Genomic DNA, 20,853 nt, shown 5'->3' on the forward strand with positions numbered 1-20,853 from the left:
ATTCACGCCATGGCCACGATGACTTTGCGGTCACCGGTGAAAGGATTGCGACCGTGTGCCACCAGTCGGTTGTCGAGCATCAGGATGTCGCCGGGGTGCCAAGGGAAGCTGATGGCGGTCTGGCGATAGACCTCGCGCACGCTGTCGAGCATGGCATCGGGAATGGCCGAACCATCGCCGAAATACACGTGGCGCGGCAGGTTCTCTTCACCCACCGCCGCCAGCAGGCTGGCACGCACACTTGGTTCGATGGCCGACACATGGAACAGGTGCGCCTGGTTGAACCAGATCCACTCACCGGTATCGGGATGCTGCTGCACCGCCGCGCAACGCTGGCGGGTGCGCAACTCGCCATCGGCTTTCCATTCCCACTCGATGTCGTTGTCCTGGCAATAGCGTTCAACCTGGGCACGGTCCTGGGTGTTGAAGACTTTTTCCCAAGGCAGGTCCAGGGCGCCGCTGTAGTTGCGCACGTAGAGCAGCTCGCGGCTGGCGAACAGCTCACGAATCTCGGCGGGCATGCGTTGATAGATCAGGCGGCTGTCGGCAATCGGTGTCTCGCCGCCGGTTTCACTGGCCTTCATGCAGTGGAACCAGATGCGCGAAGGCCAGGGACGGGTGTAGGCCTGCTCGTTGTGCAGCGGAATGAACTGATGGGCCGGGTACTCCGTGGAGCTATAGACCCCGGCAAAGACTTTGCTGCGCGGCGTGGAGCCGAACTCATAACTGGCCAGCGGTGCACCGAAACTGGCGGCGAAGCGCTTGAAATCGATCGGCGTGGCAACGGTGAACCCGCGAAACAGGACGCCGCCAACCGTGGCCAGGGCATGGGGCACGTTGTCGCGAATCGAGGCGCCCAGATCGTGAATCGATTGTCCTGGTGTCGCCTGCACCAAAAGGGGCAACGCCACCGCGCTTCCATCCATGGGAGCATCTGAAAAAGGCTCGAAACGCCCGTTCAGGTGTTCGATTGAGGTCATCCTTGTGCATCCTCTTCTTATTTTTACGACCCATCACAAGCCCCTGGAAGCCGCGCAGTGATCGGCTGTGTAGGACTCGTCTGTAAATGTATTCAGATAAATACAAGCCGGCATATTAGGTGTGAATGAGAGAGATTATCAATACTATTTATTTAAATTTTTTTTTGGATTAGACTCCGCTCCGCTGGCACCAAACGGCCTTTAGCCAGCACCAAAAAACCAAAAATATTTGTCGGCAGGGGAACGGGGCGTGAATTTCAAAAAGAATACGATTGCGTTAGCTGTGGGGTCGGCCATAGGTCTGGGCAACTGCGCATGGGCGGCTGATGAGACCGGTAAGATGGAGATTGCTCCGATCACCGTGACGGGCGAGAAAATCGACCGCTCCCTTGAGAAGACCCAGTCCAGCGTCGTGGTCGTCACCGACAAGAACCTGCGCGAGCATGCCGACAAGGACCTGGTGGATGTGTTTGCTCGTACGCCGGGTGTGTACAGCCAGGCCGGCAACGAAAACTGGGGTATCCGTGGTGTGCCGGTGTCCGGTTTCGACGACCAGGGCCCGGCGACCCTCAACGGTGCGGTGTCGGTGTATGTCGACGGTGCCGTGCAGCCGAACCGCGCGCTGACCCTCAGCCCCGTCCCGCTGTGGGATGCCGAGCAGGTCGAGGTTTTCCTTGGCCCGCAATCCACCACCCAGGGCCGTAACTCCCTGGCTGGCGCGGTGGTCATCCAGACCAAGAACCCAACCTTCGAACCGAGCTTCTCCGCGCAGACCAATGTGGGTAACTACGGTGAACATGGGGCGGCCGTGGCGGGTGGCGGGGCAATCGTAGACGACAAGATCGCCGGTCGTATCGCCGTGGATTATGGCGAAGGTGACGGTTATATCCGCAACACCGCGCTCAACGAAGACGCCAATCCGCGTCGCACCAGTAACACCCGCGGCAAATTGCTGATCCTGCCTAATGACGACACAGACGTTCTGCTGACCTACGCCCATAGCGAACACCGTCAGGGCGACCGTTCGACCATGCGCGTCAACGGCAAGCCCAGCTATTACGATATCTCGTCCAACACCAAGGCCTTTGACAATCTCAAGCAGGATACCCTCAGCGCCAAGATTGATTACCGCTTGAACGACGCTTGGACGCTGACAAGCCTCACCGCCAATACCCACACGGACTACAGCGCCCGTCTGGACTTTGACCAGAGTGCTGCCGCCAACCAGGTCATTCTTCGCAAGCAGGATGGCGACCTGTTCAGTCAGGAGCTGCGGTTGAATTACGCCTCGGACACGGTGAAGAGTTTCGTCGGTGCCTACTACGGTCATAGCACCAACAACTTCCACGACCGATTGTTGTTCAATAACGCCCTGTTTGGTACCGCCAAAGGTGATACCAAGATTGAAAACAAGGCAGTGTTTGGTGAAGTCAACTGGACGTTCGCGCCGCGCTGGACGTTGATCACCGGCCTGCGTTATGACCACGAGACGAATGACACCGACATCGAGCAGGACGATTTCTCCAGCCCAGGTGAAGTCAGCAAGTCGTTTGATGCGGTACTGCCAAAACTCGGCATCGATTACGAGTTGGCCACGGATCAATACGTCGGCTTCATGGTGCAGAAGGGCTATCGCGGCGGTGGCGTCAACGTTCGGGCCGGTGGCGGCCACGAGGCCTACGATCCGGAATACACCACCAACTACGAGCTGTCCTATCGTGGTTCGTTCTTCGACAAGACCCTGCGTACCCGCGCCAATCTGTACTACACCGACTGGAAAGACCAGCAGGTCAGCATTCTGGAGAACGGTGCCGACTTCGCCCACATTTACAACGCCGGTCGCAGCGACATCAAAGGCTTGGAAGTCTTCGTCGAAAAAGACGTTACCGAGCAGTTGACGCTGAACATCGGTGGTTCCATCACCGATGGCAAATACAAAGACTTCGTCACTGGCAATGGTCAGGACATGAGCGGCGAGTCGTTCCTTTTCTCGCCTAAATACAAGGTGTCGGTGGGTGGTGTCTATCGCTTCGACGATCACCTGATAGTTGGCACGGACGTTACCTATCAGAGTACCGCGCCGTCGGAATATCAGTTTGATACCAACGGCAAGGTCACCGGTGAGCGCCGCAGCGACAACTACGTACTGGTGAACTTCAACACCGAGTACAAAGTCACCAAGAACGTTGCTGTGTCCGCCTACGTGAAGAACGCGTTCGACAAGGAATATGTCACCAACAACCGCAGCGACGACATCATCGACGTCGGCGCACCGCGCACATTCGGCATGATTCTGCGCTACGACATGTAACCCCATGGGCGCGGGGAGGCAATCTCCCCGCGCTTGGTTTTCAGTGTCGCGGATATAGGTTTTTCAGGCTGTCTGTCCTTTTCAAAACCCAGCCTCCATGGAGGAAATCATGAGTGCTTCTTCGAACGTCACGGCAGGTGGCGCGCAACAGCTACGCCTGTTGCACAGCGGGCTGTCGAGCCCTTACTGCCTGGATTCGACGCCGCTGCTGGAACGCCAGCAACAGCAAGAGTCCAACGCCCGCAGCTACCCGCGACGCATTCCATTGGTGCTGGAACGGGCCCATGGCATTTATGTGCAGGACAGCCGCGGACAAGTGTTTGTCGATTGCCTGGCCGGTGCCGGAACCCTGGCGCTGGGCCACAATCACCCGGTGATCATCGAAGCCATTACCCAAGTCATGGCGGCCGGTGTGCCGATGCACACCCTGGACCTCATGACGCCGGTGAAGGACGCATTCGTCCAAGAGATTTTCGCTTGCCTGCCTGCCGAGTTCGCTCGCAATGCACGCATCCAGTTCTGTGGCCCGAGCGGGGCCGATGCGGTCGAGGCGGCGCTCAAGCTGACCCGTACCGCTACGGGGCGGCATTCCGTCCTGGCCTTCGAAGGGGCCTACCACGGAATGACGTTGGGCACGCTGGCCATCAGCGGTAACCTGTCGCCAAAAAATGCCCTCGGCGCATTAATGCCAGGTGTGCAACGCTTGCCGTTCCCTCACGACTATCGTTGCCCGTTCGGCGTGGCCGGCGATCAGGCGGTGACGTTGAATGTGCGTTACCTCGAACATCTGCTCAATGACCCGGAAAGCGGCGTGACCGCACCGGCGGCCATGATCCTGGAACCGATTCAAGGGGAGGGCGGGGTGATTGCCGCGCCGGACCGCTGGCTGCAGGAACTTCGCCGCTTGACCCAGGCCCACGGCATTCCGCTGATCGTTGACGAGATCCAGTGCGGCATTGCCCGCAGCGGCCGGATGTTCGGCTTCGAGCAATCGGGGATTACGCCGGATGTCATCACCCTGTCCAAAGCCATCGGTGGCGGGCTGCCGCTGTCGGTCATGGTCTACAACGATTCCCTCGACGTCTGGCAGCCGGGCGCGCACGCCGGTACGTTCCGTGGCAATCAGCTGGCGATGGCGGCGGGCACCGCGACCTTGCGCTTTATCCGCGACGAGGGCCTGGTCGAGCATGCCGAAACGATGGGCGCTCACCTGCGCAAACACCTGCAGGCGCTGCAAAACGAGTTTGCCTGGATTGGCGACGTGCGCGGTCGCGGCCTGATGCTCGGCATGGAAATCGTCGACCCGCAGGGCGCCCTCGATGTACAGGGGCATCCGCCGGTGGACACGGCTCGGGCCAAGGCATTCCAGCAGGCATGCCTGCGGCACGGGTTGATCGTCGAGCTGGGCGGCCGCCACGGTGCGACTGTCCGCTTCTTGCCGCCGTTGATCATCACCGAGCAGGAAATCGATTTCGTCGCGAAGATCTTGTTCCAGGCGGCGAGCACGATCAACGAGCGTCCCGCAGGTTAATCATCCAACGCTGCTCAGGGCTGCCGAGTACCGGCAGCAGTGGGTCAATCGCTTCAAGGTGCCTAGAGGTGGCGGGACTACCGCTCTTCGCGCATGATCCGCGCCACTTCGCCTGAAGCCTTGATCTGCTCGAAAGCGCGCTGGGCCCTGGCGACGATTTCGTCCGGCGTGCTCAGGCTGAAGGCGATGTTGACCCGGTGGGGCTGCTCACTGAGGGCATAGACCGCCTCCAGGGAGGTGAAGTCCGCACCGGCATCTTTGCTCATCAGGCGCGCAGTATTTTCCGGCATCGCCAGCAACTGGATCTGACGATTCAGCAGTTTTTGAAAGTTATCGTGGTTATCCGTTGATACGACCAGCCGGGTGAAGCCCTTCTGTTTCAGGTAGATCTGCTTGGCGTCATTTCGCACCACGCCGATGCTGTACTGCTTGGCATCTTCAAGGCTGTTGATGGTAATGACCTCGTCTCCCCGCACCCTGTAAAGCTGGGTCGTCACCTGATGTATTTCACCCACCCATTTGAATAACAGCTCCCGGGCCGGCGTGCGATCCAATGGGAAAATCAGCACATTGGGCTCGTGCAAGGCCTTTTCGTAAGCCCGCGCCCACGGATACAACATCATGTGATGGTCGGTGAGTTCGGCACGTTTCAACGTTTCTTCGGCGATGCGCACGCCCGGCCCGACGAGCTTGCCTTCGCGGGCGTGAGCGTACAGGGAGTCTTCGGTCACGACTTCAATCGCCTCGGCGTGGCTTTTGAAACTGACCAAGGCGAGGATCAAGCAGGAACAGAGCATCAGGCGATTGCGCATAGAGACCTCATTGCCACGATGGCTTTATAAAACGACGCGATCGCGCCCTTGGTGTTTGGCCCGGTACAGCGCCTGGTCGGCGCGTTGCAGCAGTTGATCGAAATGATCCATGGTCTCTGGGTCCAGCTCGGCGACACCGATGCTCAGGGTGACAAAGGAAGATACCGCTGAGCCGCTGTGGGGCAGCTCGCGCTCGGCCAGGCTTGTGCGCAGCCGCTGGGCAGCGTCGCAAGCCTGCTGTGCGTCAACGTTTGGCAGCACCACGACGAACTCCTCGCCCCCTAGGCGAGCGGTCACTTCGCCAGAGCGCCCGAAAACGCTGCTCAGGGTTTCAGCGATCTGTTTCAAACACTGATCCCCCTGGATGTGGCCGTAGGTGTCGTTGTAGATCTTGAAAAAATCGACATCGCACATGAGCACTGCCAGCGGGGTCTTGTGGCGGATCGCGCGGCGAAATTCGACTTCCTTCAATTCATCGAAATAGCGACGGTTGGCCAGGCCCGTCAACGCGTCGTGGCGCGACAGGGCTTCGAGGGCCTGGTTGGCAGCCTTGAGTTCCGCGGTCCGCGCCTCGACCAATTCGGCCAACTGATCGCGACTGGCGGCAATCGCCAGTTCATCCGAATGCTGGCGCTCCAGATGGGCGTGGAGATTGTCCTGGAGTTGATTGACTTGAAACTCGAGCAGGCTCAGTTCGTCCGGGCGGTGCACCGAGCGCTGCAGCTTGAGCTGACGCTTGAGTGTTTGCGGAGCGAGCCCGCTCAGGTGCCGGGCGATCTGTACCACATGCACGGTCACCAAGCGGTTGAACATGGTCATGACCAGGCCGGCCAGCAGCAACGATTGGATAATCTGGGTAATGACGATGTTGCGCGCCTCGTCCCAGAGGCGCTCCCACAGCAAGCGGTTGTCGCCTTCGATGGTCAGTTCGCCGACCTTTTCGTTGGCGCCGATGTAGGGGTGCGCAACGAGCTCGCGATGCAGCACCGGCTTCACGCCTGATGAGTCGGCGGTGTATCGATTGAATTCGATAATTTCAGGGGCCTGGCCCGGTCGCAAAATATTCAGTACCACGCGGCCCACTGGCGCAGCCGTCGCGACGCTGGAGAGCTGCTTGTCCAAGGATTCACGGTCCATTTCCCAAATGGCGTGGGCCAGGGTGTTCTGGAACACCTGATCGATCAGGACAAGCTCCGAATTCATCTCCGTCAGATTATTTTCCCAGGCGATCCAGGTCCGCAAAGTGACCATGGCCAGGGTAAAGAGCAGGCAGAACAACAGGGTGGCGAGCACCAGGCGTCGCCCTAGCGAGCTGAAGACCTTGTTCTTTGGCGGCTGAGGGGTCAGTGCTCTGCAATGGCTGGCCATGTCACAACCACTTGCGCATGATGGCGTCGTATACGCCATTGCGCCGGATGGCCTCCAGGCCAGCACGGAATTTCTCAACCGTTTGGGGCGGTGTCTTGCGGCTGAACGCCATGTGCAAGCCGTCGTCACTGCTCAGCTCGGGAAGTGGCAGCGACTTGATCAGCACTTTGTCCGGATCCTCACCGTTCTGGCGAGTCAGGTACAGCGCGTTGAGCTCATTGGAGATCCAGAGCTCCACGTGATCGACCTTGAGCTTTCGGTAGTTGTGCTCGTACTTGTTGCTCGACTGCAGTTCCTCACCGATGCGAAAGCCCTTCGAGACCAGATACTGCTCGCCCACGTCCTGATTGACGGTGGCGATCTGGTGACCATGGGCATCGGCCAGGGAATTGAGTTTTATCGGGCGGTCAGCCAACGAGTACAGGTACCACTTGGTGGAGGCAAGGGACCCGATCCACTGGAACAGCGATTCCCGCGCCGGTGTGCGGACGATCGAGTAGATCAGCACATTACCTTCGTTGAGCGCCAGTTCGTACGCCCGGGCCCAAGGCATGGGCTGGATAGGGGCTTCCACGCCGATCTCCTTGAGTACGGCCTGGACCACCTCGGTGCTCATGCCCGTCACTTTCCCATTCTGCGTCATGTTGTAGGGAGGAAGTTCCTCCGTAACGATGCGCAGCGGGGCCTCTGCCGCAGATCCACTTGCCGCCAGGAACATTAGAAGGCCACACATGAGTAGGCGGCTGAGTGGTAAAAACATCGATAGTTACCCTATGCAACCAGCAGAACCCGGCGAGGCCTGGGATCTATTAACACAATGGTTATCGGCTGGGTTTTTGCCTGCTTGAGTTTTGCCCATTGAAGCCGGGTATGTGAGTTTAAGGATTATCGTGCTGCAACGACGAACCGCCGAAAGAGTGACCGTTGGGACATCGTAGACGATTGGCGGAGTTCAAGCATGAGTCGGCGGTTAAAACCCAAGGATTTGTTGGCACTGGGGCAGGCATCAGGCGCGGCGCCGCGAGCCATCCTGTTCAAAATTGAACTGCCAACGGCGGCCCCGACACTGTTCGGTCACCGCGTTACCCGGCTTACCCGTCGATTTTTTTCCGGATCATCCTGATCAGATTCTCTCCCACGCGCTCAATGCTTTTGTTCTGCGAAACAACCTGGGCGCCCTCCATCAGGTAAGTGAGCTCCATGGCCACTTCGTTCGGCTCGGCTAAACCGGCCTCGGTGCAGAGCGCCGCCAAACGCAGGAACTGGCGCTGCTTATGCGCTTCGATCAGTTGGCGAGCGGGATGCCCGGGCTCGGGCATCTCCGCCAGCGAATTGGTGAACGGGCAACCCCGATAGGACGCCGCCGAAAGGTCCTGTGCGATGAACTCGGCAAAGCCGAGGATCTGCGCCTTGGGATCGCCGGCATGCTGTGTCGCAAGCGCTTCGAAGACCTCGGAATATTGATCGACGAGCAGCCGTATCCACTCCAGCACCAAGGCGTCTTTCGAATCGAAATGCCGGTAGACGGTCATCTTGGTCGACTTGGCCTTCGCCGCAATGGCGTCCACCGTCACCCGACTGATGCCTTCATTGAAAAACAGCTCCTCGGCTGCATCGAGAATGCGTTCTCGGGGGGCCAGTTGTGGAATTCGTTCGGGCCGCATGTCTTTCTCCGCTTGACAGCAATACTGTTTGGTATCTAACTATACTCAGTAGTATCGCTCGATACTGGCAAGTACAAATCATAGCGCTTTTACCAGGAAAGTGGCTGGGAGAATTTTGATGAAAATCGCTGAATACGCAGCATACGACGCACTCGGGCTCGCTGAGCTGATCGCCAGGGGCCAAGTCACTCAGGCCGAAGTCAGCGCTGCGGCGCTGTCTGCCATCGAGCAGCTCAATCCTAAGATCAACGCATTGGTCGAGGTGTGGAGGGATGAATCGCAGGCCGCCAGCGGGCCGTTCAAGGGTGTTCCTTTTCTGGTGAAGGACCTGGGGCTTACCGCCAAGGGCCGCTTGAATGAGCTGGGCAGTCGCTTGGCCGCCGGCTGCATCGCCGAGGAAGACTCCAACTTGATGATCCGCTTGCGCCAGGCCGGCCTGATCACCCTCGGCAGGACCACCACGCCGGAACTGGCCGCCAGTACCACCACCGAAGCGTTGTTTTCAGGGCCTACTCGCAACCCGTGGGATCTGAGCCGCAGCGCGGGGGGATCAAGCGGTGGCTCGGCCGCCGCCGTGGCGGCCGGCCTGGTGCCTGCGGCCCATGCCACGGATGGCGGCGGTTCCATCCGCGTCCCTTCGGCGTCTACCGGACTCTTCGGCCTCAAGCCCAGCCGGGGCCGGGTTTCAATGGGACCGGCGGTGGACGAGGTATGGGCCGGGCTCGCCGTCCATGGGGTTGTCAGTCGTACGGTGCGCGACAGCGCGGCTTTGCTGGATGCAATCGAGGGCCCAGCCGTCGGCGATCCCTTTGAAATCGCCAGGCCGCAGCATACCTATCTCTCACAAACGACTTGTGAGCCCGAACCACTGCGCATTGGCCTTCTTCTGCATCCACTGAATGGCACTCGTTGCGCCGAGTCGGTCGCCAACGCCACCCGCGACGTCGCGATGCAACTCCAGGACATGGGGCATCGGGTGGAAGAGATCAGTCTGGACATGGGCCTGAGCTGGGAAGGTTTCGTGGAGATGAATGGCCGCTTCTGGTCCGCCAATACCGCCGCCTGGATCAACGCTCTCGCGGCAGGCACCGGCCGTCCCATCGATGCCAGCACGCTTGAACCGGCCACGCTGGCGTTGCATGAGTGGGGCAGCCAACTCACCGCCATCGACTTGCTCGAGGCCATGCACCTGAGAAACCTCGTGACCCGCGCCATGGGGCGCTTCTTCGGCCAGTACGACATCTTGTTGAGCCCGACGCTGCCGGCGCTGCCTCCGGTGATAGGCGGCTATAACGAAGGTCAGGCGCTTCTGGATGGTAGGGGCTGGATGGATCGGGTCTTTGCCCATTCACCGTTTACGGCATTGGCGAATGTGACCGGCTCCCCGTCGATGTCTGTGCCTCTGGCAGTGGATCCGCAGACGGGCTTGCCCATTGGCTTGCAGTTCTCAGCGGGGTTCGCTCGGGAGGACCGGCTGTTTCGCCTGGCTGGGCAGTTGGAGCGTGCTTTGCCGTGGGCGGCACGCACACCTGGGGTCTGGGCTGGAAATCTTTAGCGCTTCTGCTGTGGGCCGGGGAGGGGGGCGTGTCAGGAAGGTGCGTCCGCCACCTGAACCGAATGGAGAGCAGCGCTCAACAGTGCTGCGTGGCCTGGGCCCAGAGAGCACCGCGCGCCAGCATCTGCGGTTTTACGTCGGTAGCATTACCGCAGAAAACAATGAGGAAGCGCGTCGCGGTAGGACTTTTGAATGTGCTAAATAGCGAGGGCACAAGCGCCCTCGCTATTCGCCTGGCGTCTACCCAGGCTTGTGGTTGTCCAGTACTCGATTGACCGCTAACTCACCCAACATGATGACCCGTTGCAGCACCAGCATGGTTTGGCGTCGTGGGCCGTCCGTTAAGTCGGCCAGATCGCTGACCATCACGCTGGCGGATGCCAGGGATTCGCATGCCTCGACCAGCAACGTTTCGTCATCCACCGCTGCGTCGATGGTGAAGATCGTACCGGGCTTGCGGGGCAGTATCTGCGTTTTCGTTGCCCCGGGATTTAGGTAGAAGCTGAGCGCGCGGTCTGCCGCCTCTTTCAGCTTTTTAGGGTCGAGAGAGTCGCCGTAGAGTACCGGATCGATATCCGGGGGGTTGGGAGTAACCTTGAACATATGACTAATTCCTCAGCTGGGGCCGCAACCGTTCTCTACTAAAAGAAGGGTGGCGGCTGTGCGCAGGTTAGTAGACCGGTGGAATTAGTAAACCCGGCGCGCCCAAGAGCGCCCTGCGCACAACCACCATTAAATGCAGGAATAGAACGACCTGACTGAATGGTACTTATGCACCTTACTAACACCGTCCGGGCTACTAAACCCGACCACTGATGGGCAGTGGCAGGTAAACGATAGAGGCCGGGGCCAAAGCGCACAAGCCAGCGGATTCTGACGCACACGTAAGTAAGGACGCAAGGTCTCGTAGCCTTTAGGGCGTAATTGCGAATGTATTTAAACGTGTCCGCGCCGGTATGTTTATGAAAATTAAACGGAGCGACTTCTCTTCGCCAGGATCCTGGGTTTGTATTACTGCAAACACAGTGCATTACGCGGAGTTGAGTACTCCTCAATGCTTAAACGAGATCGCGCCGCAGACTACACGACAGCGGAAGGGTTGCGGGATTAGCCGAGATCGTGTTCGCAACAACGGTGCGTTCTGTGGGGTGGGGTTTGGGGCGGGAGGTCGGGTTTTCCATGTGGGCTCTGGCTGCCGTCTTCAACGTCACTCATTGGGCTTTGATGCTTTGCAATGGCGGTCGCCCGCAAAGAGCTCGCAATTCGATGCAGTCAGTTGAACCCTCGCACAGCCCTCATAAGTAGCCGGGGCGCTAAAAGATAGCCGCTGTAGCCGGAGTCGACTGGAGAACTGGAAATTGCCAGAAAGCCTAGGGGCCTGGCGTACAGCGCCATCAAACATCGGGTGGAGCGATCTGTTCCTTCAGGGGAGGCACCTAAGTACCAACGCAGGCTGCTCTGCCCCGTCACCGCGAACGGTGATGGGGATAAGATGCCGGCGGCGCTATGGATGCGCTGCCGGTGGATTCGATAGTTGGTGTAGGCAATTGCGATGGAGGTTGTAGCCTCACGAACTCACACGAAGCGATGCTGAGCTCGCACTTTGGGATCAGAATACATTGGAAGGAATCAGGGAAAGTCTCTAATGAATGTTTAGCGAAAATTATCGGGACGTACGATGTTCAGTGCGAGCACTGAGCATTTTTGTCTCACGCTCTGAGTATCGAGTCGATATCATACGGGAGCTCGATAAAACTTCTAACCCACCCGAAAGATGTGTCTTTATGAAAACAGTGATTTCCTCCCTTGAGTCCACCACTGAAAGCCTTTTAAAGCTGACTGGTGCGGCGCTCAAATTCAGTATCGGTCTAGGCAGTGCCTGTGTAGTCATCTACGCCTTACGAGTTGGTCATTTCCCCCAAGGCCTTACCTTAGGCGATGGGCTGTTGTTCCTACTAGCCGCGAGTTGTTTTGGTGTTGTTTACGCACTGTTTGTTGGCTGCTTGGTTTCGCTGGGCATTTGCCTGTCGATAGTGATACGGCCCGTGTTAAATTTTGCCTATGCATATATGAAGAAGAAAACTCGTTCGAACAAAAAAATGGCATACGAACTGGCGCACTTCCATTGGAGTGCAATTCCCTGCGCGGCGTTGGCTGTGATGTTGATCTGGGGATTCGGGCAGCGTGACAACGCGGCTTATTGGAACTTGCCGCTGCTTTCCATAGCGCTTTACCTATTCTATTCGGTGGTAAAGGCGGCGGGAGCGCAATACCGTAGCCATGAGCGGTTGCTTAACACCGTGATCGCCACCCCAGAGAAGGATGCGTTACAGAAATCGGGAGAAGCTGGAAAAGCAAAAAATGCTTATCTTGCATGCATCAGTGTAATCATGTTTTTGCCGTTATTGATGGGAGGTGTTTCGGGTCAACTCATGGACGGTGCCATGCGCATGGCTCAAGTTCGTATTGAATACGCAACTGTCTACGTCAAAGCGCCATATAATGCTTTGTTACCTGACGCACTGGTAGCCAAGGAAGCTAAGTCGCCAGAAGGCTATAAGGCTTATGTTGGTGTGACAGTGCAATTCAAAGGCTTTGGTAACACGACTGTTATTGCTTTTGCAGACGGTAGTACTAAGCGTCAGCTGGGTATCCCGAACAGCCAGATAATTGTAGAAAAAAAGCCTGGTGAATAATGTCGCGTCTAAGAGCGATTTTTTTCTCTTAAGTGGTCGAAATAGGCACTCATCGTTACCAATAACGTTTTGCGAAACCTGTTTATAAGAATGACAGCCGGAAAGAGTGCCGGCCGGCTGCTGATCCATATGGTCAAAAATGGTTGGTTGGTCTATCTCGGTTCGTGTAGTAGTATTTGCCGTCCCAGTAACTAACTCGCCCATCATTTGATCAGTGCAGAGGGGGTCGGCAAACACCTTCTTTATTAAGGCCTCCATCATAGTGGAGTCTAGGAGCGGAGTTTCTGTCCCTCGGGTACCATACCGTCGTCAGATACTCTGCGTTTACCAATCTTGAGCAACAATGCTGTATGGTGTTAGATTTTTTTCAGTAATCCGGTACGTTGCATATGCGATAACCATATCTTAGGGTGGTAACCATCAAACATGGCGACAGCTTTTTCACCGCTTGCCAAATCTGCTGCCCCTATTGCTGCGCCCACTATTGCTCCTGGCGGGCCCGCCAAAAACATACCGGCTACCGTACCGGCGCCAGTGGTCATCCCAAACCTAATCCAGTTCGTCCATGACTTTTTGGACGGTAAGCGCTTTTCAGCTGAGTCGTATGCTGCTCGTACATCAAGATTGGCAGTCAAGTTTTTCGCAAGCCACACCCTGAGATCGTGGGCTTCATCACTCAGGACAATATTAACAATGTTTTTGACTTCCTCAATGGGTCTTAGGAAATCAGGACGTTCGCCTGTTTCAAACGTTGGAAGATTTTCAATTTTATGAAGTTTATTAATTACATGTTTTGCCGCGAAATGATCAGCTCCGGGCGATGCGCTTCCCAATCGCTTGATTGGGAAGCACAGTTCTAAAAGTTGAGGTAACTCCATATCCATCTCCATGGACGGAACTCCCGCCAATAGCAGGTCGTTCATTCGGGCGACTCCACTTATGGCGCCGGTTTCATAGTATCGCTCACCAGGAAAAAGAAATTCATAACCTGGCCGCGCGGCGTAATGACCGAATGAATCCTCAATAGCATCCCTGGCGGGTAGCCAAGTAGAATAATTGGAGGAAATAGGATCAACGAACGTTTTTTCTATTTCCGAGAATAGACCATCACGATCACTTTTAGATTTGTGCAAGTCCCAAGCGCGGACTTTGGCGAAAAACTGGTCACGATCATACGTTTCCGGTTTAAGACCGTTTGCATAACCTAAAGAGTAAGAAGGGCAAAAACGAATCCTTTTTTCCTGTAGCAGCAGTCGGAGCTGGTTCGTATCAAAAGCTGCTTCCAGTACATTCAATACTGCTGCATCAAGCGGAATCACGACTTCATCATGAACGAGCAAGCAATCCGCTAGGTATCCAACGTGATCGGAGACGGAGAAACACAGATCGGCTGCGACGCCTAGACGACTAGGCAACTGAAAGCTAGTGGAGGACGAATTTTGAGTCATTTGGCTTCCTTACCCTGCCCATGTTAGGGCTGCTTTTGAATTTGTAGTTGGTTACTCGGATGATCCTCAGTCCAAGGACCGCTCCTTACCATCGATACTCCGATTGTAAGAATTAAAGCATATCATTTAGCTATCACCCTAAAGTAGCCATTCCCTTGTGGTTTCTAAGCAAAGTCGGGCCGTGTCTGATCCATTGGATTGGTTACCCTAGACAGTTTTTTTCTGAGCTATCAAGCAATCCCAAGATTCCTGTTGTACCTAGCCAACTGATCCTCCCCACCCCACCCGAACCCTGGTACAACGGTATTGCATAGGCTGTCCCAGTTTGTTGCCAGCCCATCCCGGAATAGACCGGTTTGATCTCGCTTACGCGGTAGGATTTATCTCAACCCTGAACAGCGACCTCGCCCAACCTTCAATTTGACGCGCCGCTGAATAGCCGGCATATTTTGCTCGTTTATGAACACTTATGCTCGCTCATGCAGGTTGTGAATCCCATGCCTTCACCTAACGAAGCGTTTCCCGGCGAACGCCAGCAATTGATCCGCCAGCGTCTGGCCCAATACGGCCGGGTGATCGCCGCTGATCTGGCCAGCGAATTCAATGTCTCCGAACACTCGATCCGGCGCGACTTGGGCGTCTTGGCCGCGGCGGGTTTGTGCAAGCGCGTCTACGGCGGCGCCATCCTGTTGCCCGGCGCTGAAGGGTCACTGGACGTTCGAGTGCAGCAAGACCCCGCGCGCAAGCACAGTCTTGGACAAGCGGCAGCTTCATTGCTCCGGGACGGCCAGCACGTCTTCATCGATGCCGGGTCGACCAACCTGGCCATCGCCTGCGCCATCGACCCGCAACTGCCGTTGACCCTCACGACCAATTCGCCGTTGATTGCGGTGCAGTTGATGAAGCTGCCTCGTGCCGAGGTCATCCTGTTGGGCGGCCGTTTGAACCCGGTGGCGGGAGGCGCGATTGGGCTGACGGCGGTACAGCAACTGCGTCAGTTCAATTTTGACGTGTGCTTTTTGGGTGCTTGCGCCATTGACCCGGACAACGGCGTCACGGCGTTCGGTCTGGATGACGCGGAGTTCAAGCGTGCGGTGGTCGCCGCGAGCGGGCAGGTGGTGGTGGCCGTGACCAATGAAAAACTGTCCAGCGTGGCTCACTATCAAGTGGCGTCGTGTGAAGAGGTCGCCGCGCTGGTGGTGGAGCACGATGCACCCCGTGAGCGCCTGGAACCGTTTTTTGGCCGGATTTCGAATGTCATGACGGCCGCCCGCGAACAACGGCGCGAGCAGGAGCAGGCTTGAAATGCTTGAAGGCTCGACAACCCATTGTCCGCCACGCGATTTACGTCTAGTTTGCTGACCCATCATAAAGACAAAAACTGGAGTCATTGATGCAACCGATTCGTCTCGGTCTGGTGGGCTACGGCAAGATTGCCCAGGATCAACATCATCCCGCTATCCTCGCCAATCCGGCGTTCCAGCTGGTGTCTGTCGCCACGCAAGGGCAACCTTGCCCCGGGGTGGAGAACTTCCGGTCTCTGGGCGAACTGCTCGAGAATGGCCCGCAGGTCGATGCCATCGCGTTTTGCACGCCCCCGCAAGGTCGATTTGCCTTGGTGCAGCAAGCGCTGGCCGCTGGCAAACACGTGCTGGTCGAAAAACCGCCGTGCGCTACGTTGGGTGAGGCGATGATGTTGGTCGATCAGATCCAGGCGCAAGGCGTCAGCGGTCTGTTCGCCTGGCATTCGCGTTACGCGCCTGGCATCGAGGCCGCCCGTGACTGGCTGGCCACCCGCACCCTGGAAAGCGTGAAGATCGACTGGAAGGAAGACGTGCGCAAATGGCACCCCGGTCAGGCGTGGATCTGGCAACCCGGCGGCCTGGGCGTGTTCGATCCCGGCATCAATGCCTTGTCGATTGTCACCCATCTGTTGGCGCTACCCCTGTTCGTCGAGGCCGCAGAACTGCGGGTCCCGAGCAACTGCCAGTCGCCTATCGCCGCCAGCATCAAAATGTCGGACGCGCGCCACCTCGATATCCACGCAGAGTTCGACTTCGACCACGGTCATGATGAACTCTGGAGCATCGAGATTCGCTGTCGCGAAGGCCTCTTGCGCCTGGACAACGGCGGTGCACTGTTGAGCATTGATGGCGTGCGTCAGGCCGTTTCACACGAGGGTGAGTACGCGGCGGTGTATCGCCATTTCCAACAGCTGATCGCTGACAAAACCAGCGACGTGGACCTGCAGCCGCTGCGACTGGTCGCGGACAGCTTTTTTGTCGGCAGCCGTGCGACGGTTGAACCGTTCTACGATTAATCGCCATTCAGGCAGGGGAACCCGGGCAATTGCGCCTTCGAGACTGAACACTCTTGGGCGCAATCGGCCAATCGGTTTTTATGCTGCCGCTAGCGACAGGGCAGGTTCAGCCCAAATCTTCAGCCTGATGCCGCTCCGGCACCTGGCTCGCTTCATCGCCCCACGTCCGGTTGACCCGTTGCCCACGGATGACCGCCGGCCGCTTGGCGATCTCTTCCGCCCAACGCTGCACATGGGTGTATTCCTGTGCAGAAAGAAACTCTGCCGCCGAATACACGTTGTTGCGCACCAGTTGGCCGTACCAGGGCCAGACTGCGATGTCGGCAATGGTGTAGTGGTCGCCCGCCAAGTATTGGCTTTCGCCCAGGCGGCGATCCAGGACATCCAGTTGCCGCTTGGCTTCCATGGTGAAGCGGTTGATGGGGTACTCGAATTTTTCCGGCGCGTAGGCATAGAAATGCCCGAAGCCGCCACCCAGGTAGGGCGCTGCACCCATCTGCCAGAACAGCCAGTTCAGGGTTTCGGTGCGACCGGCCGGATCGGACGGCAGGAAGGCGCCGAATTTTTCCGCCAGGTAAAGCAGGATCGAACCGGATTCGAAGACGCGGACGGGCGGCTCTACGCTGCGGTCCTGCAGGGCCGGGATTTTTGAATTGGGATTGATCTCGACGAAGCCGCTGGAAAACTGGTCGCCTTCGTTGATGCGAATCAGCCAGGCGTCGTATTCCGCGCCGGTGTGCCCGAGCGCCAGCAGCTCCTCAAGCAGAATGGTCACCTTCACGCCATTGGGCGTGGCCAGGGAATAGAGCTGCAACGGATGCTTGCCGATCGGCAGTGTCTTTTCGTGGGTCGGCCCGGCAATCGGGCGGTTGATGCTGGCGAACTGGCCGCCGGACGGGGCCTCATTTTTCCAGACCTTGGGAGGGACATAGGACGCTTTGCTCATGAGTCGTACCTTATCGTTTACTGGTGATGATCCAGTCGACAGCGGGAGTAGGGCACCTGAAGGGATGGTAGGAGGCGCAACACAGAAGCCTAGGGCCAGGCCTTCGACTGGGAACAGAGAAACTATCACAGGCTGTGCTGCGCGTGGTGGTCGACTCGCCAGTCCTGAGGTGTAGCCGGGCTAGGCAACCGATTGATCGACAAGGACGGCGGTGATTTCGTTGACCGTGCTGCGGGCCGTGCGTGTGACGCCGATCAACGTGGCGGAAGCCGAACCTGTCCACTCGCCATAGCCGACCAGCCATAGCCGGGGTTCTAGCGTCGAGCGGGCGCCTTGGACCTCGACACGGCCTTCGGTATTGATCACTCCCAGGGTATCCAGATGCTGCAGGGCGGGCCTGAAACCGGTGCACCAGATCACCACGTCCGCCGCGGACTCGGAACCATCGGCCCAGATCACGCCGTGGCGCGTGAAACGCTCGAAAGGCCGCACAGATTCGAGTGCGTTGCGCGCCCGCGCATCGACCACGGGCGGGACCATGACGATGTCACCCAACCCACCCACGGGCTGCTCGATGATGCGTCCTTCCAGTTGGGCTTTCCAGCGCTCGGTGGCGCGCTCGAACAACACGCGTCCATCCACGTCGTCGGGCAAGAACAAGGGTTCTACGGGCGTCACCCAGGTGGTCTGTGCGACGTTGGAAACCTCAGCCAGTATCTGCGCCCCGGAATTGCCGCCTCCCACCACCAACACGCGCTTGCCCGCGAATGGCTGCGCCTGGACGTAGTTGGCCGAGTGCAATTGTTGCCCGGCGAACAGTTCGGCATCCGGGTAGTGCGGGATGTAAGGGTTGCTCCACGTTCCGGTGGCGCTGACCACCACCTTGGCATCCCAATGCCTGTGGTCAGAACACACCCGTAAACCCGTCTGCGTACGCTCCACGCGAGTGACCCGCACGGGGCGCTCCACCGGAAATCGGTAGCGCTGTTCGTATTGTTGAAGGTAGTCGATGACATGGTTGCGCGATGGGTAGCCCTCTTGCGTAGGCGGCATCATCCAGCCAGGAATCGAACTCCAGGTGGCCGGAGAAAACAGGCGCAACGAGTTCCAACCATGTCGCCAGGCGCCCCCGGGCGCTTGCTCGGCGTCGAGGATGACGAACGACAATGGGGTGCGACGCAGGAAGTAGGCGACCGCCAAAGCGGATTGCCCCCCACCGACAATGACGACGTCTACTTGGCTGGCGCTCGAATGAGTCATGACGGTGAGCCTTGAGTTGTGCTTGCAGGGGCGTTGTGCCCCGACGACGGAAGGGCAGTACCTGTCTCATTAACGCTTACAGGTTCTGATGCCCAGTAACCGATAGACCGGACAGAAACGGAAGATGCCCGTGGCCAGCGGCACCACGCCGATCCAGCCCCACAAGCCGATCACGCCGGTCAGGCTCAAGGCGATGAGTACAAGCCCAATGATGATGCGTAGGCTACGGTCGATGGTTCCGATATTGGCATTCATGCTGTGATCTCCCGATCAATGGGGGCGCCGGGTCTCCAGCGCCGTGAACAACAACATGCCAGCCAGCATGGCTAGCATGAACACAAGGATTTGCCAGTGTCCGGTCAGCAGGATCGCCACGGCGGGGCCGGGACAGATACCCGCGATTCCCCAACCGATGCCGAACACCAGGCTGCCGCCGATCAGGCGCGGGTCCAGCTCGCGCTTGGCCGGTAGCTGCATGGGGCTTCCAAGCAGTGAGCGGGATTGCTGGCGTGCCCAGGTCAGTGGGCCGATGGCAATGCCGATCGCCCCGATCATCACCAAGGCCAGGGAAGGGTCCCAGGCGCCAGTCAGGTCCAAGAAGGCCAGTACTTTTGTCGGGTTGGCCATGCCCGCCAGGAGCAAGCCCAAGCCGAACAACAGGCCGGCTATGAATGCAGTCAGTTTGAGCATGTTCAAACCCCCATCACATGACGCAGGACAAATACCGTCGCGAAACCGCTGAGCATGAAGCACGCCGTGGCGACCATCGAGCGTGGTGACAGGCGCGACAGGCCGCACACGCCATGGCCGCTGGTGCAGCCTGAACCGTAGCGGGTGCCCACACCCACCAACAGACCCGCGACGATGAGGCCAAGCCAGCCACTCTGGAACTCGATCGACGGCAAGGTGGCAAACACCCCCCATAAAAGCGGTGCGACCAGCAGGCCCAGAAGAAACAGGGCCTTTTCGCTGACGCCTTCGCCATCCCGTTGCAGAAGGCTACCGATCAGCCCACTGATGCCGGCGATGCGCCCGTTGGCGACGACGAACAGGCTGGCCGCCAGGCCTATCAGCATGCCGCCGGCCAGGGATGACCAAGGGGTGAAGTTGAGCCAGTCAACATTCATGAGTGTTCTCCGGTGCATCATCGTTGATATTCAACCCAGGGCCTTCACCAGGAGGGCCACTGCCACCAGCGCAGACAAAAGGGCAAAGCCTTTTTGTAAGTAGGGCTCCGGCAGCCTGGCCGCGATCAGGCGCCCGCCGCCCATGCCGATGATTGCGCCAATGGAAAATGGTAGAGCCACCGCCCATTGCAGGTGTCCCGCCGCCGAACTCGCCACAACCCCTGACAGGGAAACCAGTGCAATCACCGTTAGGGAGGTGGCGAGCACCGACTGAGTGGTCAAGTTGGTGTATCGCTGCAGCGCCGGGACCATGACGAAACCGCCGCCTACGCCGAGCAAGCCGGAAAGAACCCCTGCGACCACACCCGATGCGGTAAGCGCCCATGCACAAGGACCGGTCCAGTTCAGCTTGCCCCGGTTCTCATCCAGGACGCAGGGCGGTGGTTTGCGCGTGCCGGGTGGCTTTGCTCCGACGCGAGTAGGCCGTGATTTTTGCAGCGCCCGGAACGCCACGTACATCAGCAAAAAGGCAAACATGATCGTCAGCGGACGGTTAGGGGTACGTTGGGCCAGCCACAGGCCAAGCGGCGAACAAACGACCCCTGCGCCAGCGGTCAGCAGTGCCGCCTTATAGCGCACGATGCCGTTACGAAGGCCCATCACCGCGCCCAGGGTGGCGGCTAAGCCCACCGCGAGCAAACCAATAGGCCCGGCTTCGGCCATGCTCAAACCCACGCCAAACACCAGGAACGGGACGGCGAGTATGCCTCCGCCTGCGCCGGTCAGCGCCAGGATCACACCCACCGTCAAGCCCAGCAGCAAGACTGCAATCATC

The 20,853-nt window shown here is 58.3% G+C and carries 19 protein-coding genes and 1 pseudogene; 7 read left to right on the forward strand and 13 right to left on the reverse strand.

The annotated features are described in order from the left end of the window. Positions 1 to 2: 2 nt before the first annotated feature. Positions 3 to 980 carry a TauD/TfdA family dioxygenase gene (locus tag QNH97_RS11590; protein ID WP_283556934.1) on the reverse strand — a complete coding sequence of 326 codons (978 nt, stop codon included), beginning with the start codon at positions 978 to 980 and terminating at the stop codon, positions 3 to 5. A gap of 250 nt (positions 981 to 1,230) precedes the next feature. Between QNH97_RS11590 and QNH97_RS11595 the strand changes: the two genes are divergently transcribed. Continuing rightward, positions 1,231 to 3,291: a TonB-dependent receptor gene (locus QNH97_RS11595; protein ID WP_283556935.1), complete on the forward strand. Its 2,061-nt coding sequence runs from the start codon at positions 1,231 to 1,233 to the stop codon at positions 3,289 to 3,291. A 109-nt stretch (positions 3,292 to 3,400) separates the two neighbouring features. Further along, on the forward strand, positions 3,401 to 4,822 hold the full coding sequence (locus tag QNH97_RS11600; protein WP_283556936.1) for a diaminobutyrate--2-oxoglutarate transaminase: 1,422 nt from the start codon (positions 3,401 to 3,403) through the stop codon (positions 4,820 to 4,822). A 77-nt stretch (positions 4,823 to 4,899) separates the two neighbouring features. Here QNH97_RS11600 and QNH97_RS11605 read toward each other — a convergent pair whose 3' ends face one another. Genes QNH97_RS11605 through QNH97_RS11615 form a run of 3 tightly spaced genes read right to left on the reverse strand, consistent with a single transcriptional unit; the run spans position 4,900 to position 7,762 of the window. Then, a complete protein-coding gene (locus QNH97_RS11605) occupies positions 4,900 to 5,634 on the reverse strand; it encodes a substrate-binding periplasmic protein (protein ID WP_283556937.1) in 735 nt (244 codons plus the stop codon). 24 nt (positions 5,635 to 5,658) lie between these two features. Beyond that, the gene (locus QNH97_RS11610; RefSeq protein WP_283556938.1) at positions 5,659 to 7,002 is read right to left on the reverse strand and encodes a diguanylate cyclase; all 1,344 of its coding nucleotides are present in this window, start codon (positions 7,000 to 7,002) and stop codon (positions 5,659 to 5,661) included. Position 7,003: 1 nt separating this feature from the next. Next, entirely contained in the window at positions 7,004 to 7,762 is a 759-nt protein-coding gene (locus QNH97_RS11615; RefSeq protein WP_283556939.1) for a substrate-binding periplasmic protein, read from the reverse strand. 213 nt (positions 7,763 to 7,975) lie between these two features. Here QNH97_RS11615 and QNH97_RS11620 point away from each other — a divergent pair. Further along, positions 7,976 to 8,071, forward strand: a pseudogene (locus tag QNH97_RS11620) (ABC transporter permease); the annotation flags it as partial. A 22-nt stretch (positions 8,072 to 8,093) separates the two neighbouring features. Here the strand turns inward: QNH97_RS11620 and QNH97_RS11625 are convergent. Further along, the gene (locus QNH97_RS11625; protein ID WP_283556940.1) at positions 8,094 to 8,666 is read right to left on the reverse strand and encodes a TetR/AcrR family transcriptional regulator; all 573 of its coding nucleotides are present in this window, start codon (positions 8,664 to 8,666) and stop codon (positions 8,094 to 8,096) included. A 118-nt stretch (positions 8,667 to 8,784) separates the two neighbouring features. On the opposite strand from QNH97_RS11625, the gene QNH97_RS11630 reads away from it, so the two are divergent. Beyond that, positions 8,785 to 10,221, forward strand: a complete 1,437-nt coding sequence (locus QNH97_RS11630; RefSeq protein WP_283556941.1) for an amidase — start codon at positions 8,785 to 8,787, stop codon at positions 10,219 to 10,221. Between the two features lie 240 nt (positions 10,222 to 10,461). Here QNH97_RS11630 and QNH97_RS11635 read toward each other — a convergent pair whose 3' ends face one another. Further along, positions 10,462 to 10,824 carry a DUF6124 family protein gene (locus QNH97_RS11635; protein WP_283556942.1) on the reverse strand — a complete coding sequence of 121 codons (363 nt, stop codon included), beginning with the start codon at positions 10,822 to 10,824 and terminating at the stop codon, positions 10,462 to 10,464. Between the two features lie 1,181 nt (positions 10,825 to 12,005). On the opposite strand from QNH97_RS11635, the gene QNH97_RS11640 reads away from it, so the two are divergent. Beyond that, positions 12,006 to 12,917: a hypothetical protein gene (locus tag QNH97_RS11640; protein ID WP_283556943.1), complete on the forward strand. Its 912-nt coding sequence runs from the start codon at positions 12,006 to 12,008 to the stop codon at positions 12,915 to 12,917. A gap of 356 nt (positions 12,918 to 13,273) precedes the next feature. Here the strand turns inward: QNH97_RS11640 and QNH97_RS11645 are convergent, their stop codons facing one another. Continuing rightward, positions 13,274 to 14,365 carry a hypothetical protein gene (locus QNH97_RS11645; protein WP_283556944.1) on the reverse strand — a complete coding sequence of 364 codons (1,092 nt, stop codon included), beginning with the start codon at positions 14,363 to 14,365 and terminating at the stop codon, positions 13,274 to 13,276. Between the two features lie 497 nt (positions 14,366 to 14,862). On the opposite strand from QNH97_RS11645, the gene QNH97_RS11650 reads away from it, so the two are divergent. Together QNH97_RS11650 and QNH97_RS11655 are read left to right on the forward strand one after the other, a co-directional pair. Next, the gene (locus QNH97_RS11650) at positions 14,863 to 15,669 is read left to right on the forward strand and encodes a DeoR/GlpR family DNA-binding transcription regulator (protein WP_283556945.1); all 807 of its coding nucleotides are present in this window, start codon (positions 14,863 to 14,865) and stop codon (positions 15,667 to 15,669) included. Positions 15,670 to 15,758: 89 nt separating this feature from the next. Further along, positions 15,759 to 16,685, forward strand: a complete 927-nt coding sequence (locus QNH97_RS11655) for a Gfo/Idh/MocA family protein (RefSeq protein WP_283556946.1) — start codon at positions 15,759 to 15,761, stop codon at positions 16,683 to 16,685. A 106-nt stretch (positions 16,686 to 16,791) separates the two neighbouring features. On the opposite strand, the gene yghU is transcribed toward QNH97_RS11655, so the two are convergent. The 6 genes from yghU to QNH97_RS11685 all read right to left on the reverse strand — a co-directional run bounded on the left by yghU (position 16,792) and on the right by QNH97_RS11685 (position 20,852). Continuing rightward, on the reverse strand, positions 16,792 to 17,631 hold the full coding sequence (yghU, locus tag QNH97_RS11660; protein WP_283556947.1) for a glutathione-dependent disulfide-bond oxidoreductase: 840 nt from the start codon (positions 17,629 to 17,631) through the stop codon (positions 16,792 to 16,794). Between the two features lie 180 nt (positions 17,632 to 17,811). Then, complete coding sequence (locus QNH97_RS11665; protein ID WP_283556948.1) at positions 17,812 to 18,891, reverse strand: ArsO family NAD(P)H-dependent flavin-containing monooxygenase; 1,080 nt, start codon at positions 18,889 to 18,891, stop codon at positions 17,812 to 17,814. 69 nt (positions 18,892 to 18,960) lie between these two features. Beyond that, on the reverse strand, positions 18,961 to 19,146 hold the full coding sequence (locus tag QNH97_RS11670) for a YgaP family membrane protein (protein WP_283556949.1): 186 nt from the start codon (positions 19,144 to 19,146) through the stop codon (positions 18,961 to 18,963). A gap of 15 nt (positions 19,147 to 19,161) precedes the next feature. Further along, positions 19,162 to 19,581, reverse strand: coding sequence for a DUF6691 family protein (locus tag QNH97_RS11675; protein ID WP_283556950.1), 420 nt, complete (start codon positions 19,579 to 19,581; stop codon positions 19,162 to 19,164). Between the two features lie 2 nt (positions 19,582 to 19,583). Next, on the reverse strand, positions 19,584 to 20,018 hold the full coding sequence (locus QNH97_RS11680) for a YeeE/YedE family protein (RefSeq protein ID WP_283556951.1): 435 nt from the start codon (positions 20,016 to 20,018) through the stop codon (positions 19,584 to 19,586). A gap of 30 nt (positions 20,019 to 20,048) precedes the next feature. Beyond that, the gene (locus QNH97_RS11685; protein ID WP_283556952.1) at positions 20,049 to 20,852 is read right to left on the reverse strand and encodes a sulfite exporter TauE/SafE family protein; all 804 of its coding nucleotides are present in this window, start codon (positions 20,850 to 20,852) and stop codon (positions 20,049 to 20,051) included. Position 20,853: the final 1 nt, after the last annotated feature.

Origin of the sequence: Pseudomonas sp. G2-4 (assembly GCF_030064125.1) — a bacterium.
Classification (GTDB): Bacteria; Pseudomonadota; Gammaproteobacteria; order Pseudomonadales; family Pseudomonadaceae; genus Aquipseudomonas.

Coding starts and splice junctions, on each gene's coding strand:
- QNH97_RS11675 (WP_283556950.1), bottom strand. CDS start 19,581: ATGCTCAAACTGACTGCATTCATAGCCGGCCTGTTGTTCGGCTTGGGC.
- QNH97_RS11625 (WP_283556940.1), bottom strand. CDS start 8,666: ATGCGGCCCGAACGAATTCCACAACTGGCCCCCCGAGAACGCATTCTC.
- QNH97_RS11610 (WP_283556938.1), bottom strand. CDS start 7,002: ATGGCCAGCCATTGCAGAGCACTGACCCCTCAGCCGCCAAAGAACAAG.
- yghU (WP_283556947.1), bottom strand. CDS start 17,631: ATGAGCAAAGCGTCCTATGTCCCTCCCAAGGTCTGGAAAAATGAGGCC.
- QNH97_RS11665 (WP_283556948.1), bottom strand. CDS start 18,891: ATGACTCATTCGAGCGCCAGCCAAGTAGACGTCGTCATTGTCGGTGGG.
- QNH97_RS11655 (WP_283556946.1), top strand. CDS start 15,759: ATGCAACCGATTCGTCTCGGTCTGGTGGGCTACGGCAAGATTGCCCAG.
- QNH97_RS11635 (WP_283556942.1), bottom strand. CDS start 10,824: ATGTTCAAGGTTACTCCCAACCCCCCGGATATCGATCCGGTACTCTAC.
- QNH97_RS11640 (WP_283556943.1), top strand. CDS start 12,006: ATGAAAACAGTGATTTCCTCCCTTGAGTCCACCACTGAAAGCCTTTTA.
- QNH97_RS11650 (WP_283556945.1), top strand. CDS start 14,863: ATGCCTTCACCTAACGAAGCGTTTCCCGGCGAACGCCAGCAATTGATC.
- QNH97_RS11685 (WP_283556952.1), bottom strand. CDS start 20,852: ATGATTGCAGTCTTGCTGCTGGGCTTGACGGTGGGTGTGATCCTGGCG.
- QNH97_RS11670 (WP_283556949.1), bottom strand. CDS start 19,146: ATGAATGCCAATATCGGAACCATCGACCGTAGCCTACGCATCATCATT.
- QNH97_RS11630 (WP_283556941.1), top strand. CDS start 8,785: ATGAAAATCGCTGAATACGCAGCATACGACGCACTCGGGCTCGCTGAG.
- QNH97_RS11645 (WP_283556944.1), bottom strand. CDS start 14,365: ATGACTCAAAATTCGTCCTCCACTAGCTTTCAGTTGCCTAGTCGTCTA.
- QNH97_RS11680 (WP_283556951.1), bottom strand. CDS start 20,018: ATGAATGTTGACTGGCTCAACTTCACCCCTTGGTCATCCCTGGCCGGC.
- QNH97_RS11590 (WP_283556934.1), bottom strand. CDS start 980: ATGACCTCAATCGAACACCTGAACGGGCGTTTCGAGCCTTTTTCAGAT.
- QNH97_RS11600 (WP_283556936.1), top strand. CDS start 3,401: ATGAGTGCTTCTTCGAACGTCACGGCAGGTGGCGCGCAACAGCTACGC.
- QNH97_RS11605 (WP_283556937.1), bottom strand. CDS start 5,634: ATGCGCAATCGCCTGATGCTCTGTTCCTGCTTGATCCTCGCCTTGGTC.
- QNH97_RS11615 (WP_283556939.1), bottom strand. CDS start 7,762: ATGTTTTTACCACTCAGCCGCCTACTCATGTGTGGCCTTCTAATGTTC.